18 protein-coding genes are annotated in these 15,040 nt (G+C 71.1%); 10 read left to right on the top strand and 8 right to left on the bottom strand.

Annotated features, from left to right (window positions below; all coding sequences use genetic code 11):
* Window positions 1–49 precede the first annotated feature (49 nt).
* Window positions 50–868, top strand: a complete 819-nt coding sequence (locus AC6CCG_RS11340; RefSeq protein WP_496654646.1) for a sugar phosphate isomerase/epimerase family protein — start codon at window positions 50–52, stop codon at window positions 866–868.
* On the opposite strand, the gene AC6CCG_RS11335 is transcribed toward AC6CCG_RS11340, so the two are convergent.
* Window positions 843–1,988 (bottom strand): alpha-hydroxy acid oxidase, encoded by a 1,146-nt coding sequence (locus AC6CCG_RS11335; protein ID WP_496654645.1) that lies wholly within the window; start codon window positions 1,986–1,988, stop codon window positions 843–845. The two genes, AC6CCG_RS11340 and AC6CCG_RS11335, sit on opposite strands and share 26 nt — an antisense overlap.
* Window positions 1,989–2,076: 88 nt before the next feature.
* Here AC6CCG_RS11335 and AC6CCG_RS11330 point away from each other — a divergent pair, with 88 nt between their 5' ends.
* Complete coding sequence (locus tag AC6CCG_RS11330; protein WP_496654644.1) at window positions 2,077–3,123, top strand: hypothetical protein; 1,047 nt, start codon at window positions 2,077–2,079, stop codon at window positions 3,121–3,123.
* A gap of 22 nt (window positions 3,124–3,145) precedes the next feature.
* On the opposite strand, the gene AC6CCG_RS11325 is transcribed toward AC6CCG_RS11330, so the two are convergent.
* Window positions 3,146–3,604 carry an NUDIX hydrolase gene (locus AC6CCG_RS11325; protein ID WP_496654643.1) on the bottom strand — a complete coding sequence of 153 codons (459 nt, stop codon included), beginning with the start codon at window positions 3,602–3,604 and terminating at the stop codon, window positions 3,146–3,148.
* 10 nt (window positions 3,605–3,614) lie between these two features.
* On the opposite strand from AC6CCG_RS11325, the gene AC6CCG_RS11320 reads away from it, so the two are divergent.
* Both AC6CCG_RS11320 and AC6CCG_RS11315 read left to right on the top strand, forming a co-directional pair.
* Complete coding sequence (locus AC6CCG_RS11320; RefSeq protein WP_496654642.1) at window positions 3,615–4,448, top strand: alpha/beta fold hydrolase; 834 nt, start codon at window positions 3,615–3,617, stop codon at window positions 4,446–4,448.
* Window positions 4,449–4,576: 128 nt separating this feature from the next.
* The gene (locus tag AC6CCG_RS11315) at window positions 4,577–5,749 is read left to right on the top strand and encodes a VOC family protein (protein WP_496654641.1); all 1,173 of its coding nucleotides are present in this window, start codon (window positions 4,577–4,579) and stop codon (window positions 5,747–5,749) included.
* Here AC6CCG_RS11315 and AC6CCG_RS11310 read toward each other — a convergent pair.
* The 3 genes from AC6CCG_RS11310 to AC6CCG_RS11300 form a co-directional block, all read right to left on the bottom strand.
* Entirely contained in the window at window positions 5,730–7,007 is a 1,278-nt protein-coding gene (locus AC6CCG_RS11310) for an MFS transporter (protein ID WP_496654640.1), read from the bottom strand. The two genes, AC6CCG_RS11315 and AC6CCG_RS11310, sit on opposite strands and share 20 nt — an antisense overlap.
* Before the next feature lie 110 nt (window positions 7,008–7,117).
* Window positions 7,118–8,017, bottom strand: coding sequence for an MBL fold metallo-hydrolase (locus AC6CCG_RS11305; protein ID WP_496654639.1), 900 nt, complete (start codon window positions 8,015–8,017; stop codon window positions 7,118–7,120).
* 60 nt (window positions 8,018–8,077) lie between these two features.
* On the bottom strand, window positions 8,078–8,944 hold the full coding sequence (locus tag AC6CCG_RS11300; RefSeq protein WP_496654638.1) for a LysR family transcriptional regulator: 867 nt from the start codon (window positions 8,942–8,944) through the stop codon (window positions 8,078–8,080).
* 116 nt (window positions 8,945–9,060) lie between these two features.
* Between AC6CCG_RS11300 and AC6CCG_RS11295 the strand changes: the two genes are divergently transcribed.
* Entirely contained in the window at window positions 9,061–9,711 is a 651-nt protein-coding gene (locus tag AC6CCG_RS11295; RefSeq protein ID WP_496654637.1) for a dihydrofolate reductase family protein, read from the top strand.
* Complete coding sequence (locus AC6CCG_RS11290; protein ID WP_496654636.1) at window positions 9,708–10,274, top strand: cysteine dioxygenase family protein; 567 nt, start codon at window positions 9,708–9,710, stop codon at window positions 10,272–10,274. Before AC6CCG_RS11295 ends, AC6CCG_RS11290 begins: the two co-directional genes overlap by 4 nt.
* On the opposite strand, the gene AC6CCG_RS11285 is transcribed toward AC6CCG_RS11290, so the two are convergent.
* Window positions 10,271–10,738, bottom strand: coding sequence for a GNAT family N-acetyltransferase (locus AC6CCG_RS11285; protein WP_496654635.1), 468 nt, complete (start codon window positions 10,736–10,738; stop codon window positions 10,271–10,273). The genes AC6CCG_RS11290 and AC6CCG_RS11285 overlap by 4 nt on opposite strands.
* A gap of 72 nt (window positions 10,739–10,810) precedes the next feature.
* Between AC6CCG_RS11285 and AC6CCG_RS11280 the strand changes: the two genes are divergently transcribed.
* The 3 genes from AC6CCG_RS11280 (at window position 10,811) to AC6CCG_RS11270 (ending at window position 12,715) form a co-directional block, all read left to right on the top strand.
* On the top strand, window positions 10,811–11,635 hold the full coding sequence (locus AC6CCG_RS11280; RefSeq protein WP_496654634.1) for an LLM class flavin-dependent oxidoreductase: 825 nt from the start codon (window positions 10,811–10,813) through the stop codon (window positions 11,633–11,635).
* Window positions 11,636–11,700: 65 nt separating this feature from the next.
* Window positions 11,701–12,414, top strand: coding sequence for a M15 family metallopeptidase (locus AC6CCG_RS11275; RefSeq protein ID WP_496654633.1), 714 nt, complete (start codon window positions 11,701–11,703; stop codon window positions 12,412–12,414).
* An 82-nt stretch (window positions 12,415–12,496) separates the two neighbouring features.
* On the top strand, window positions 12,497–12,715 hold the full coding sequence (locus tag AC6CCG_RS11270) for a hypothetical protein (RefSeq protein WP_496654632.1): 219 nt from the start codon (window positions 12,497–12,499) through the stop codon (window positions 12,713–12,715).
* Window positions 12,716–12,837: 122 nt separating this feature from the next.
* On the opposite strand, the gene AC6CCG_RS11265 is transcribed toward AC6CCG_RS11270, so the two are convergent.
* Window positions 12,838–14,118: an MFS transporter gene (locus AC6CCG_RS11265; protein WP_496654631.1), complete on the bottom strand. Its 1,281-nt coding sequence runs from the start codon at window positions 14,116–14,118 to the stop codon at window positions 12,838–12,840.
* A gap of 90 nt (window positions 14,119–14,208) precedes the next feature.
* On the opposite strand from AC6CCG_RS11265, the gene AC6CCG_RS11260 reads away from it, so the two are divergent.
* Window positions 14,209–14,712: an Lrp/AsnC family transcriptional regulator gene (locus tag AC6CCG_RS11260; protein WP_496654630.1), complete on the top strand. Its 504-nt coding sequence runs from the start codon at window positions 14,209–14,211 to the stop codon at window positions 14,710–14,712.
* Between the two features lie 19 nt (window positions 14,713–14,731).
* On the opposite strand, the gene AC6CCG_RS11255 is transcribed toward AC6CCG_RS11260, so the two are convergent.
* Complete coding sequence (locus tag AC6CCG_RS11255) at window positions 14,732–15,034, bottom strand: hypothetical protein (RefSeq protein WP_496654629.1); 303 nt, start codon at window positions 15,032–15,034, stop codon at window positions 14,732–14,734.
* Window positions 15,035–15,040 lie beyond the last annotated feature (6 nt).

The following is a 15,040-nucleotide window of genomic DNA, read 5'->3' as shown; positions in this document are numbered from 1 at the left end:
ACTGGGCCGTCGGACAGGCCCAGCGTCACGATGATCTTGGGGAGCAGCTATGGCGGCGTCGGCAGCAGGCTCGCGACAGTTCTCGATGCCGCCGGGCATGGTCTCGTACACGTACCGGAACGAGTTCCAGCAGAGTGTGAGCGCGACGCTGGACCAGATCCGGGAACTCGGGATCACCGACCTGGAGTTCTCCAGCCTCTTCGACCGGACGGCCGCGGATCTTCGGCGCCTCTTGGACGACCGCGGGATGCGGTGCTCCTCGTACGGCGTCGGACATGCCGACCTGCTGAACCGGATCGACGAGGTCGCCGAGGAGGCCGAGGTCCTGGGCGCCTCCTTCGTCCGGATCGCCTGGATCCCCCACGAGGCGCCGTTCGACCTGGCCGACGCCGAGGCGGCGGCCGAGACCTTCAACCGGGTCGGCTCCGCACTGCGAGATCACGGACTCACGTTCTGCTATCACAACCACGGCTACGAGTTCGCCCCGCACGGCAACGGAACGCTGTTCGATCTGATCGTCCAGGAGACCGACCCGGCGGCGGTGGCCTTCGAGTTGGACATCCTGTGGGCCCACTTCCCGGGCGCGGATCCGGCGGAGCTCCTCCGCAGCTACCCCGAGCGATTCCGTCTGATGCATCTGAAGGACCTGCGCCGCGGCGTGGTCGGCGACCTGACCGGCCAGACGGCGCGGGAGAACGACGTCGCGCTGGGCGACGGGCAGTTGGATCTCCCGGAGATCCTGCGGGCGGCCGGCGCGTCGGCGATCAGCCACTACTACATCGAGGACGAGAGTCCGTCGATCGCCACCCAGGTGCCGCGCAGTCTCGCCTACCTCGCCTCGCTCACCGACCCGTCGCTGCCGAGCTGAGCTCGGCGACCGTGCCGGTGCCGAGGCGGCGCATGGTGTCCCGCAGGCCCGAGTCGAAGATCTCCAGCGCTCGCCGTACGCCCGCCTCGCCGCCGGCCATCAGTCCGTAGAGGTACGGGCGCCCGATCATCACCGCGTCGGCGCCGCGGGCCAGGGCGACCGCAAGATCGGCGCCGGACCGGAAGCCGCCGTCGATCAAGATCGTCGCCTCCGGGCCGAGCGCGGCCCGGATCCCCGGCAACAGGTCGATCGTCGTCGCGGCCCGGTCCAGCTGGCGGCCGCCGTGATTGCTGATGATCACGCCGTCGGCGCCGGCGTCGATCACCGCGCGGGCGTCGTCGGCGTGCTGGATGCCCTTGATCAACAACGGGCCGTCCCAGGCGCTGCGGAGCCAGGCCAGGTCGGTCAGGGTGACCGTCGGGTCGAACAACAGATTGGGCAGCTCCTCGGTCGTCCCGGTCCAGGCCTTCATCGACGCGAAACTGAGCGGCTCGGTGGTGAGGAAGTTGAACCACCAGTGCGGATGCCGGGCGCCGTCGAACAGGGTCCGCGCGGTCAGCGCCGGCGGGATGGTGAGCCCGTTGCGGACGTCACGCAGCCGCAACCCGCCGACCGCGGTGTCGACGGTGAGCATCAGGGTCCGGTAGCCGGCCCGGCGGGCCCGGTCGACCAGGTCCTCGCTGGCGGCCCGGTCCCGCCAGAGATACAGCTGGAACCAGCGATCGACGTCCGGGCACGCGGCGGCCACCTCCTCGATCGACCGGGTCCCCATCGTCGACAGCGTGTACGGCAGCCCGGCGGTCCGGGCCGCCCGGGCCACCGCCAACTCGCCCTCGTGGTGCATCATCCGGGTGTAACCGGTCGGTGCCAGCACCAGCGGCAGTGCGGCCCTGCGGCCCAGAATCTCTGTACTGGTGTCGATCCCGGCCGTCGAGCCGAAGGCGCGGGGCCGCAGCTCGACCGCCCGCAGCGCCGCCTCGGCCCGGCGCAACGTGAGCTCCTCCTCGGCCGCGCCGTCGGTGTAGTCGAACACCGCACGCGGCGTCCGGCGCCTGGCGATCCGGCGCAACTGCTCGATCGTGTCCGCCGCGGCGACCCGGCGTTCCGTCCTGCTGATCACGGTGCCTCCCGGTTCATGATCATCCCACCCGGCCCGCGACGACGCCGGACGGGATCCGCGAGGCGGAACGGTGACCTACAGTGAGGCCGTGGTGATCACTGCGGAGGATCTGCTGGCCGGCCCGCGCGGGCGACGGTTCTGCCTGGAACTGGTACGCCAGATCGCGAGCAGTCGTCCGGACGGGGAGGACCTGACCACGGCGCTGTTCTTCGCCGCGGCCGCCCGGGAGCCCGACGGCGCTCGGCTGACCCACGCGGGCGCCCGGACTGCGGCGACGCCGGAGCAGATCGCGGGTCTGATCGAGGCAGTGCCGCTCGACGATCTTGCGGAGCCGGTCGTCCGGACCGCCCTCGCCGATACGGTGGCGAGCGCCCGGCCCTGGCAGGAGCTGGAGGGGGCGGACGTGGTCGCCGCCGAGCCCGCGGTCCGCCAGGCGTTGATCCGCGTCGCGACGACGGTGCTCGCGTCCCCGCACTCAGCGTGGTGGGCGGCGCCGATCGACCTGACGGACCAATGGCTGGTCGACCGCCCGGGCCGTCCGTCGATCAGCGGCACGAGGGCGGCGGAACGGTTGCGTCGTTGGCGTTCGGAGACGCTCGCCGACGAGGCCCGTGCGGTACGGGAGCGGCCGGCCGATCCGCGCGAGCCGATCAGCGGCACCTGGTGGTCCACGCCACCGAACGACCTGCCGCGGACCAGCCGGTGGCTGCCGGCCGGCGGCCCGGCGACCTGGTGGCTGGCCGAGGACGAGGTTCAGCCGGACACCGCGACGGCGCGCTCCGTCGCCGCCGGTCCGGCCCCCAAGATCCTCGAGCTCCGCGGCGCGACGGACTGGATCGCCCTGTGCGTCCGGCACCCGATCGACGTCTCCGCCGATCGACGGCACGACTGGTATCGGGCGACCGGCCGGACCGGCCGCTGGTGCCTGCCCGACTGGGCGGCCGTCGCCGCCGAGGTCGACGCCGTGCACCTCACCGTCGCGGGCTACCTGAGCGCGGCCGGCCGGGCGCTCGAGCTGCCCGACGGGTCGGACTCCTTGATCGGCGGCTGGGATCCCGACAGCACGTACTGGCTGACCGACGTCAAGATCGACAGCAGCCGGCCGCTGACGGCGGATCCGGCCGACCGCGGCTAGGTGGCGTCCCAGAGGCGTCGGTTCATCGGGCCGCCAGGTCGTCCCGGAGACGGCGGAACACCGCTGCATGATCAGGAGTGAGTGGCAGCGGCTCGGAGTCCGGGTCGATCCAGAAGAAGTCGAACGGGATCCAGTCGTCGGCCGCGGGATCGGAGCCCTCGCCGTGCCGCCACCGATCAGGCAGGCCGTCCGGCGCGAGGAGATGGAAGAACCAGCGGTCGTGCCGTTCCAGCCGACCCCGGCGCCGCTCCTGCAGCTGCTGACGATCGATGAGCCGTTCGACCACGAACCCGGTGAAGCCCGTTTCCTCCTCGGTCTCGCGGACCGCGGCGGCGGCCGGTTCCTCGCCCGGATCGATGCCTCCGGCCGGCACCTGGATACCGGCGTCGGGCGAATCCGGGTGGGCGAACACCAGCAGCCGCCCGTCGGACCGGGTCACGAAGGCCGAGACCTTGGGCCGCACCCCGTCCTCGCTGAGCATGATCAACATCATGTCAGACCGTCATGATCACGGCCGGGTGGGCGTGAAAGACTTCGTCGGTATGGAGAGCCTGACGGTCCGGCGTGATGGAGCGACGATTCCGGTGACGGTGGCCGGGGAGGGGCCGGCGGCGGTGTTCGTGCCGGGGCTCAGCGGGACCCAGGCTCAACTCGGGCCGCTGTTCGCCGGGTTGCGCCGCCATCTTCGGCTGGCCACGTTCGATCATCGCGGGCACGGGCTGAGCGGCGAAGGCGAGCCGTACGACTACGCGACGTTCGGTGCCGACACCGCCGCCGTCCTGGCGGCGCTCGGCGGGGCGGACTCGTTGGTGCTGATCGGGCATTCGATGGGTGCCGATCTGCTGGTGGACCAGGCCGCCATGTTGCCGCAGGCGCCACGCGGGTTGATCTTGATCGACGGCGGTACCCCGTTGTCGGCGTCGCTGCTCACGCCGGAGGAGCTGGAGGGGATGCGGCAGGCGATGGGCAGCGAGGAGGCGCTCGAGCTGCAGCGTTCCCAGGCCGGAACGCCGCACCAGGTGGCGCTCTCCGGCGATGACATCTTCCGGCTGCAGGACCAGATCGACCAGCACCGCCGGACCGCGGCCTCGCGGTTCGACCGGATCGACGGTCCGATCACCATGATCATGTCCGAGTCCATGGCCGGGACCGAGGGTGAGCGAGCCCTGGAGCTCAATCAGGCCTGGCGGGACGCCGTCGACGCCCTGGCCTCGGCTCGGCCGTCGATCACGGTGCACCGGGTGCCGGCCGGACATGATCTTGTGGCGACCCATCCCGACGAGGTGCTCGAGCTGGTCGTCGCTGCCCTCGCGGCGGGTCAGTGACGCGTCAGGGTCGCGTCAGTCGGGACTGATCCCCTGAGTCGTGCGGTACGGGCCTCCTGGTCGTGGCCCGTACCGCGCTCCTCCTGTTCAGGACGGCGAGCGTCCGGAACCAGGACTATCGTCGGGCCATGACCATGATCACGCGTGACTGGCGGCTGCTCGACGCCGGACTCACCGCCTGGTTCGACGCGCCGGCCCCGGACGCCGCAGCCGAGTTCGTCCGGCGGCTCGCCGCGCTCGGCGACACCCTGCCGGACGTCCGGCTCCGGACCGCAGGGGTACGGGTCACGGTCGCCGAGCCTGGCCTCGCCGAGGCGATCTCGGCCCTCGCCGGCGAACTCGGCCTGGCCGCCGACCCGACCGGGCTGTCCGTGCTGCGGGTCCGGGTCGCCGCGGCAGACCCGCCGGCCGTGCAGGCGTTCTGGCGAACGACCTTCGGCTACCGGGCGGAGGGCGTCGGCCTGGTCGACCCGTCCCGGCGCGACCCGATGATCATCGTGGACGATCTGCCCGAGCCCCGGCCGCTGCGGAACCGGATCCACGTCGACGTGGTCCGGCCGCCCGACGCCGTCGCGGCCGTCCGGGCCGAGCTGCGCCGCGAGCCGTTCGGCGCCTTCGGGGTCACCCTCGCCGATCCCGAGGGCAACGAGCTCGACCTGGTGCCCGGCGGGCGGCTGCCGGACGGCCCGGACACCACCGACTGGCAGACGGTGTTCGGGGCGATGGCGTGCTACCCGGTCACCTCGGCGCCGGCCGCCGCAGAGTTCGCTGCGACGGTCGCCACGCTCGGCGAGGCCACCGGGATTCCGCTGCTGGTGGACCTGGGTCCCGGCGGCGTCACCATCGACAGCGGCAAGGACCGCTGGGAGGAGCAGCCCGAGCGGTTCGCCGCGCTCGCCGGCCGGGTGCAGGCCGAGGCGCGCCGAGCCGGACTGACGGCCGATCCGGCCCGGCCCCGGTTCGTCCAGTTCGGTGTCGACGCGGTCGACATCCCCGCCCTGCAACACTTCTGGATCTCTGCGCTCGGGCTGCTCCGGGACCCGCGTGACTTCCTGACCGACCTCTACGACCCGTACCGGTTGCTCCCGGTGATCTTCTTCCAGGAGCTCGATCCCGATGATCATGACCGGCGGCGACAGCGCAACCGGATCCGGTTCGAACTGCTGGTGCCGCACGACCGGGCCGCCGCCCGCGTCGCGACGGCCGTCGATGCCGGCGGGCGGATCCTGAGCAGCGACGACGGCCGGCAGGTCGTCGCCGATCCGGAGGGGAACGAGTTGATCATCGTCGCCCGGCCTTGAGTCGTTCGTCGCGGCGGCCGGCGTCGACCAGGAGGCTGATCAAGCCGGCGGCCACGGCTCCGACCCCGGCGACAGCGAGCAGCGCGGCGGTGTCGACGACGGTGGCGAACACCGCCGCGGTCGCGGCCCCCAGGGTCGCCGCCCCGTTGCCCAGCCACAGGCTCGCGGCCGTGGCACTGCCCCGATGATCATCCGGCAGAATCGTCTGCTGGTACGTGTCGGACAGGACTTCGTACACACTCCAGGCGCAGGCGTTGATCGCCCGGCCGGCAACGAGCACGGCGACGACGACACCACCGGGCACCAGCAGACTCAGCGGGAAGGCGATCAGGCCGACCCCGCGCAGGACGGCCGCCGACCTGATGGTCGGTTCGAAGCCGGCGCGCGTACGCAGCCGGTCGGCCAGGGCGGCGCCCACGATGCCGCCCAAACTGCCGACCGAGAAGATCACTCCGATCATGACAGAGCTGAGGCCGAGCCGCTCGCGGAAGAACACGACGACCAGGGCGAAGCAGAGATCGAAACAGAACAGGTACGCCGTGTCGCCGACGGTGAGCCACCGCAACGGCTTGATCCCGTACAGGCAGCGGAACCCCGCGATCATGCTCCGCCACCACTCACCCAGCCGCGCCACGCGCCGCCGCCGACGAGGAACGGGGCGCCGGGTCGGCCCGGTGCGGATGGTGGCCGTAGAGACTCCGGCCAGCAGGGAGGTCACGGCCTGGACCACGATCGTGGCGACGGCGCCCAGCAGTTGCACCAGCGCGCCGGCCAGAGCAGGTCCGGTCGCCCGGGCCACGGCGTCGGTGCCCGCCATCCTCCCGTTCGCCGCACCGAGTTCCTCCGTGCTGACGATCGTCGGCAGGAAGGTGCGGTAGCCGACGCCGAAGACGACCCCCAGCAGGCCGACCAGCGCGGCGACCAGCCACACCTGGTGCAGCGTCAGGACACCGAGCAGGAACGCCACCGGGATACTGAGCCAGAGCAGGCCGCGGGCCAGGTGGGAGACGACGAGCAGGCGTTTCCGATCAGTCCGGTCGGCGATCGTTCCGATCACCGGGGCGACGAGCCACGGAACGCTCGACAGCGTCCCGATCAGCGCCACCTGCGAGGCATCGGCGTGGAGCACATCCACCGCCAGTAAGGGAACCGCGACCGATCCGGTCTGGAGCCCGACCAGCGACACCGACTGGGCGAACCACAGCCGGTTGACGTTGCGTCGGGGCGGGACAGCAGCCGTTCGGGACGAGTTGATCATGGGCAGACCTCACCTGAGTTCGCCCGCCTCAGTCCCTGAACATGGTGCTGTGCAGTTGTCCTTCCCTTTATACCGGCCCTTCGCGGCCAGGTCGAGGGCCACGCCCGCTCCTAGCGCGGACTCCTCGCCGCGGCTGCCGCCCGCAGGTAGGCGATCACGTCGTCGTGTCCCGGTTGGCGGGACCAGTCGTTCCGGGTCGCCTTGATCGCCCATTCCAGCGGGGTCTCGTGTCCGGTGTCGGAACGGGCCGCCAGGTCGGCGCCACGCTCGACCAACCTGCGTACCTGATCAAGATCACCGCGCCAGGCGGCGATGTGCAGCGACGAGGCTGGCCACGGCGGCAACTGCAGTGCCCGCTCGAACTCGGCCCTGGTGTGTACGGGTTCGCCATGGGAGATGATCACCCGCTCGAACGGCAGGTCGAGCATGGCGCGCAGCTCGGGCACGGCACGCTCCTCGTGGGTCGGCGACATCCAGACACGCAGCGTTCCGTCGCGCTCGGTCATCCCGTCGCCGAACACCAGGGTTTCCTGCCGTGGAAGGAAGAGCGGAGTCTCGTGCCAACCGCGAACGTCCCGGAACGGGAGCAGGCCGCCCGGCAGTTCTCGGCCCGGAACGATCTTGTTCACCGCGGCCCGAACCGGTCCGACGTTGTCCAGCATGTCGGTGTCGTACGCATTCGGGCCGAAGACCCGGCAGCCGAACCGCTCGGCCAGCGCGTCGCTGCCCCACACCTTCCGGTCGTCCCAGGTCTCCCGCAGATGATCACCGAGCAGAACGGCGACGGCCGTCGGCGGGCGTTCGGTCAGGCGATCCCAGACCGGCCGCGCGTCGTCCGGTGGAAGCAGCGGATCGATCAACCAGCGTTCCTCGCCCGCATCGACGCAGACGCTCGTCACCACCTCCGGCCAGTCGTGTCCCGCGCTCCAGGACGGGTGCTCCAGCCGCCAGAGCCAGAGCCCCGGAGCAAGATCGACGACCTCGACGTTCGGTGAGCTGCGCTGTCCCATCGGGCCAGTGTGGCAAGCCGTACCGGACATCCTTGGTCCGGATCCGGGGAGAGGCCCGGATCAGGACCGGACCGACGTCCGGATCGCCTCGATCAGCGCGGTGGTCGCGGGCGGGTCGGGCGGATCGCCGTAGGTGGCGACGTGGATCTGCCGGATCGCCTCCGGGATCGCGGTCGCCTGCACGCCGGTCCGGTGGTGTGCCTGGAGGGCGTACCCCGGAATGATCGCGACGCCGACGCCGGCCGCCACCAGGGCCTGGACCACCACGATGTCGTCGCTCATCGACTGGATCCGCGGCGCGAAACCGCGCTGCGCGCAGATCGCGGTCAGCTCGCTCCGGCAGCGTTCGCAGCCTCCGATCCAGGCCGAATCGCGATGGTGGTCGATGCTGTCGTCGGGCTGCCGGCTGAGCAGATGGAGCTGATCACGGCCGACCTGGACCAGCCGGAACTCCTCGTCGGCGAGCGGTGCGTGTGCGTGACGGAAGATCAGCGCCGCGTCGACCTCGCCCTGCCGCAGGTCCTGCAGCGCCTCGAGCGGATGCCGTTCGATCACCTGAAGTTCGAGCCCTGGATGGGATTCGGCGAGCACGGCCGCCGCCTTCGGCACGATGGTGCTCAGCACCGAGGCGTTGGCGGCCAGCCGGACCCGACCGGTGCGCAGCTCGGCCTGGGCAGCGAGCTCGGTCGCGGCGGCGTCGATCCGCCCGATAATCTCGATCGCGCGGTTCGCCAGCAGCTGCCCCTCCGGGGTCAGCCGGATCCCGCGGCCGACCCGCTGGACCAGCTTGACCCCGGTGGCCGCTTCCAGCCGGGACAGATGATGGCTGGCCGAGGGCTGGGAGTAGTGCAGTTCGCGGGCCGCCTCGGTGACCGAACCGTTCCGCGCCACCGCCGCCAGCACCTTGAGATGAGTCAGGTTGAACATAGATCAAATACCTTGATGAGTTCGTCGCCGAATTGGCATTAGACGTCATCTTGGATCCGGTTCATGCTCGTTGGCAAGGGCACCGAAGGACGGCGCCGAAGCGTGAGGGGACAACGATGAGCAAGCTCAGGTGCGACATCTCGATCTCGCTGGACGGCTACGTCGCCGGTCCGGATCAGAGCGAGCAGGACCCGCTCGGGGTGGGTGGTGAGGAGCTGCACGACTGGGTCGTGCCGCTGGCCGCGTTCCGGGAGGGGCACGACAAGGAAGGCGGCGACGTGAACGCCAGCACACCGGTGATGGAGGAGTCGCAGGCGAACATCGGCGCCAGCATCATGGGCCGGAACATGTTCGGCCCGATCGGCGGCGGGCCCTGGGACGACGCCTGGACCGGCTGGTGGGGCGACAACCCGCCCTACCACCACGACGTGTACGTGGTCACGCATCACCCTCGTCAGCCGGTCGAGATGGCCGGCGGGACGACGTACCACTTCGTCACCGACGGCATCGAAGCCGCCCTGGAGCAGGCGAAGCAGTCCGCCAGCGGCAAGGACGTCAAGCTCTGGGGCGGCGGCCGGATCATCGGCGCCTACCTGGCCGCCGGCCTGCTCGACGAGCTCGAGCTCCACGTCGTCCCGCGCCTGCTGGGCGGCGGTTCCCGGATCTTCGACGCCGACGTCCGCGACGTCGAACTGGAACAGGTCCGGGCCGTCGAGGCACCCGGCGTGACCCACCTGAAGTATCGCGTGACGAGGAGCGGATCATGATCACCGAGCGACTGCAGCGGTTCATCGAGGACGTCGACCGAGTGGTGGCCGACACCGATGATCAGTACGAACTCACGGAGCGGATCTCCCCGCTGATGGCCGAACTGTTGACCGACGGGTACCGGCTGCCGGACGAGTTCACCCGGCCGTCGCCGGACCACAACATGACCTACCCGCTCTACATCGCACCGGACGACAGCTGGTCGCTGGCGTCGGTGGTCTGGGATCTTGATCAACGAACGCCGGTGCACGGCCACGAGACCTGGGGCGTCGTCGGCATCTACTCCGGCATCGAGCACGAGGTCCGCTACCTCAAGCCCTCCGACTCGGCGCCCAGCGCGCCGTTGACGCCGGCCGGCGAGGCGCGCTGGCGGGCCGGCCAGGTCACGGTCTGCTGCACCACCGACGACGACGTGCACGCGGTCGTGGCCGAGGGCGACGAGCCGACCATCGGGATCCACGTGTACGGCGGCAACATCGGGACGATCCAGCGCCGGCGCTACGACCCGGCGACGGGTGAGGTGACCTGGTTCGCCTCCGGCTGGGACGCGATCCCGGCCTAGCCGGACGGTACGGGAGCCGGCCTGATCACGAGGCGCAGCTCGTGCTCCTCCTCGGCCTCCAGGACGAAGCCGAGCCGCTGGTACAGCCGGCGGGCACCGGTGTTGATCTTGTCGACGTTGAGGCGCAGCGGCCGCCCGGTCGCCCGGGCCTCCTCGATCAACTCGGTGATCAACCGGGTGCCGATCCCCCGGCCCTGATGGTCCGGATGCACCTGGATCCCGCCGAGGAAGATCCGGTCCGGCCAGCGGACCACCCGGACCCGCCCGACCGGGACACCGTCGAGTTCGATGATCGACAGCAGGCTCTCCGGCTCGTCCTGGCCGAACCAGGTCTCCAGGTCCGTGGCGAGCGCGGTCCGCTGCTGCTCGAGGTCGAGCGCGGGGTCGGCCTGCACCTGGACGTTCGCCAGGATGTCGGCGATGACGGGCAGATCGGTCCGCGTCGCCGGGCGGAGCGTGATCATGAGGTCACGGTGGCAAGTCGTCCCCGCTCGCGCAACCGGATTTCCGCAGGCCGCTGAGGTAATCTGCGCCGTATGACGACTCCGTCCAAGATCAACTTCGGGATCTGGCTGCCGCTCTTCGATGCCCTGGCCGACCCCAAGCTGGTCGTCGAGCTCGCGGTCGAGGCCGAGCAGGCGGGCTGGGACGGGTTCTTCGTCTGGGACCACACCCACTGGCGGGCACCGGTGCGGGCGGCCCTCGATCCCTGGATCACCATGGCGGCCGTCGCCACCGCGACCGAGCGGGTCCGGATCGGCCCGATGGTGACCCCGCTGGCCCGGCGGCGGCCGACCCTGGTGGCCCGGGAGACCGCGGCGCTCGATCTGCTCAGCGACGGCCGGCTGGTCCTCGGCGTCGGGGTCGGCAGTGATCGCTTCGGCGACGAGTACTCCCGGACCGGAGAGGTGGACGACGAGCCGACCCGGGCCGCGATGCTCGACGAATCGCTGGCGGTGCTGCGCCGGGCCTGGTCCGGCGAGCGGGTGGTCCACCGCGGTGATCACTACACGGTGGACGATCTGGACTTCCTGCCGAGGCCGGTCCAGGACACGGTCCCGGTCTGGGTCGCCGGCTTTCCCGGCAAGCTCCGGCCACGGCGCCGGGCGGCCCGGCACGAGGGGTTCTTCCCGGTCAACCTGCAACATCCGGACGAGCTCGCCCAGGCTGTCGCCGCCATCACCGCGCTGCGCGACGAGCCGACGAGACCGTACGACTTCGTGGTGGCGCTCGAGTCCGGCACCGACCCCGCGCCGTACGTCGACGCCGGCGCGACCTGGATCCTCACCGACCAGGACCCGCACCCGCTCGACCTGCTGGCGGTGCGTTCCCTGGTCCGGGCCGGTCCGCCGCGGGCCTGACCTATCGCCGGCGTATCGAAAACCGCATACGGACCGGCAACAGGAGACTGCCTTGACTCGAGGGCATGCTCTCCAGCAGACCCGCAGACCGCCGTTCCCGCTCCATCGCCGTCGCCGCGCTTTCCTTCGCCTGCGTCGCCCTCCTGGGCGCCCTCGGCTGTCAGGCTCCGGCGACCCGGTCCACCCCGCCCGCGGCTCCGGCGGCCCGGACCACCTCGGCGGATCCGGAAGGCGATCGGACCGAGACCAAGGTCCCGCCGAAGGCGCCGCCCCGGGAGAGCAAGAACCAGCGCCAACCCCGCGGCCAGGCCCAGGGGCAGGGGAAACTCGGCACCGCCGACGGTGCCGTACCGGACGGTACGACGGTCTTCGACGACGAGATCCCGGCTGTCGGCAAGCTCGACCCGGACCTGCTCGAGGCACTCCACGAGGCCGCCGGTGACGCCGAGGAGGACGGGATCGAGTTCGTCGTCAACAGCGGCTGGCGGTCGGCGGCGTACCAGGACAAGCTGCTCCGGGAGGCGATCGAGAAGTACGGGTCGGAGGAGGAGGCCAGGCGCTGGGTGGCCGCACCGGACAAGTCGCTGCACGTGTCCGGCGACGCTGTTGATCTTGGTCCGACGAAGACCACGAAGTGGCTGGCCGAGCACGGCGCCGCCTACGGCCTCTGCCAGATCTACGACAACGAACCCTGGCACTACGAGCTGCGGGACGACGCCGACGACCGCGGCTGTCCGGCCCGGTACGACGACCCGACCGAAGATCCTCGAATGAAGTAGCGCCTTGGCCGATGAGTCCTGGCCGCGAGCTCGGTCGATAGGGGTAACAGCAAACGCAGGCCCCGAACCGAGGAGATTGATCATGTTCGCACCGATGACCGGCACCGAAGCCCTGCTGGGATCCGCGGTGCAGCAGCACCGGCACGCCGAGTTGATCGAGATCGCGCAGCAGGACCGGCTCGGCCGCAGCGTCCGTCGGGAGCGGAAGGCCGCCCGGCTGGCCGCTCGCCTCGCCCGTCGGGTTCTCCGACGGGAGCCGCTGGTCCAGCCCGGCACCGCGACGCCGCACCCCGCCTTCTGACCACCACCACGCCGGCAACCAAGGTCGTCCCCGGCGGTCAGGCTTCGGCCAGGTCGCGCCCCCGGCAGTCCTCCAGGCTGCACGACTCGGCTGCCTGGGCCGTCGGCCGATCCTGGACGGCCCTACGCTGCCGGGCCACCCGGCGGGCGAGGCGTTCCTGCTCCCGTCGCTGCACCAGCTCGGCGTACAGCCGGCCGGGCAGGTCCGGGCTCATCGGTGGTTCGAACATGATCAATCTCCTCAGTGGATGATGTCCAGAAAATGCGTGAGAACACGACGAGTACGGCCAGCAGGGCCGGTAGCGCGGCGCCGACCCAGGCGAGTGCGGGGTAGCCCAGCAGGTGCATGATCACGCCCGAGCCGACGCCACCGACCGCGGCGGCGAGCCCCATCCCCAGTTCGCCCAGACCTTCACGGTGCGGCCGCTCCGGCGCCGGTACGTCGGCGGTGAGCAGGTCGCTCCCGGCCACGGTGGCGAGATTCCAGCCCACCCCGAGAACGATCATGGCCCCGCCGAGCGCGACCGGCTCCGTGCCGGCCAACGCAGCCCAGACGCTCGCCGCCGCGAGCAGGACGAGGGCCGAGAGTGCGGCCGCCCGCGCACCCAGGCGCTCGGTGATCCGGCCGCTGACGACGGCCGGCGCGAACATGCCCGCGATGTGCAGGCTCACCACCAGCCCGATCGCGGCGAGTCCACTGCCACCGTGCTGCAGGTGCAACGGCGCCATGGTCATCACCGCGACCATCACCAGGTTGCCGACGGCCAGCACGACCAGGCCGATCCGGGCCGACGCCGACCACCGGCCGGCCCGCCGCAGCGGCGCCTCGACCGAGATCACCGACCCAGGCGCGGCCCGGCCCAGCACGACGGCGGCGACGACGAAGATCACGCCGGCGACCACGTACCCGCCGGTCAGGCCCGAGCTGCCGATCACGGTTCCGATCACCGCGCTGGGCGCCAGCAGGTTGGGACCGACCACCGCGCCGATCGTGATCATGATCATCACGGACGCGATCGACCGGGCCCGGGCGACGCCGGGACGGAGTTCGGCCGCGGCGTAGCGCGCCAGCATCACCGCCGCGTTGCCCGAGCCGACCAGCAGGCTTCCGATCATGACCCCCGGCATGCCGCCGACGGCGACCACCGCACAGCCGGCCGCCGCCAGGATGCCGCCCAGCCGGAGGGCCGGCAGCCTGCCCCGGCGCCGGGTGATCCGGGACAGCAGGACCGCCATGCCGGCGGCGCCGAGCGTCAACATCGTGGCCGGCAGCCCGGCCGCCAACTCGCTGCCGCCCAGCTCGCGCGCCAGCAGTCCGCCCGCGGCGCCGGCGAGTGATTGGGCCAGGCCGCCGAGGGCGGCGAACCCCCAGATGCCCCGCAGCCGTCCCCTCGAGTTCGTCATGGAACTACGCTAGAAAAGTCAACCAGCAAAGAGAATGAGACAGTAAAGGCGTATCGGCCAGCTGAGATTCCAGACGAAAGGAGATTCGCGGTGAAGACTTTCCAGTCGACCGAACTCGACGAAACGGACTGGCACATCCTCGGCGAACTGCAGGCCGACGGGCGGCTGTCGTACAAGGAACTCGGACGCCGGGTCCACCTGTCCGCTCCGGCGATCGCCGAGCGGGTACGGCGTCTCGAGGCGGCCGGCGTGATCGCCGGTTACGGCGCCAAGGTGGACGCCGCCAAGGCCGGGCAACCGTTGCTCGCGTTCCTGCAGTTACGCTGCCGGCCCGCCGACTGCCTGTTGCGCACCACGTCGGCAGAGGACTACCCCGAGGTGGTGGAGGTGCACAAGCTCTCCGGCGAGCACTGCACGATGCTCAAGGTCCGCGCCTCGTCGCTGGGCGATTTCGAGGGCCTGATCGAGAAGTTGGGCGCGCACGGCGAGATGCGGACCCACATCGTGCTGTCCACGCAGTACGAGGGACGCCCGGTGGAACGACGCGACGACGAACGGCCGATCACCACCGCCGAGGGCTGGGCGCGGGCCTGACCCGGGCCGATCCCGCGGTTCAGCCGGTGCCGGCGTGGCCGGCCAGCTGCTCGAACCGGTGCCGCGCCTCCACCGTCAGGTCCTTGGCTGCGCCGGCGAGTTCGTCGGCCTTCTCCTGGACCAGGTGCTGCGCCTCCTCGGTCCGCCGCCTGCCTTCCGCCGCCAACTCGTCCATCCGGACCAGGAACCGGCGATAGTTCTCCTTGCCGCCCGGCGAGGCCCCGAGTCTCCAGGCGATCAGGCCGGCCGCCACCGCCGTGACGCCGGCGACGATCATCGGAGCCTTGTGCATGGTCATGGCCACGACCTCCAGAGTCGACATCGAGAC

The organism is Microlunatus sp. YIM B11417 (genome assembly GCF_059617205.1).
The sequence above is the reverse complement of the archived record's forward strand: the minus strand, read 5'-3'. Positions and strand labels throughout refer to the sequence as shown.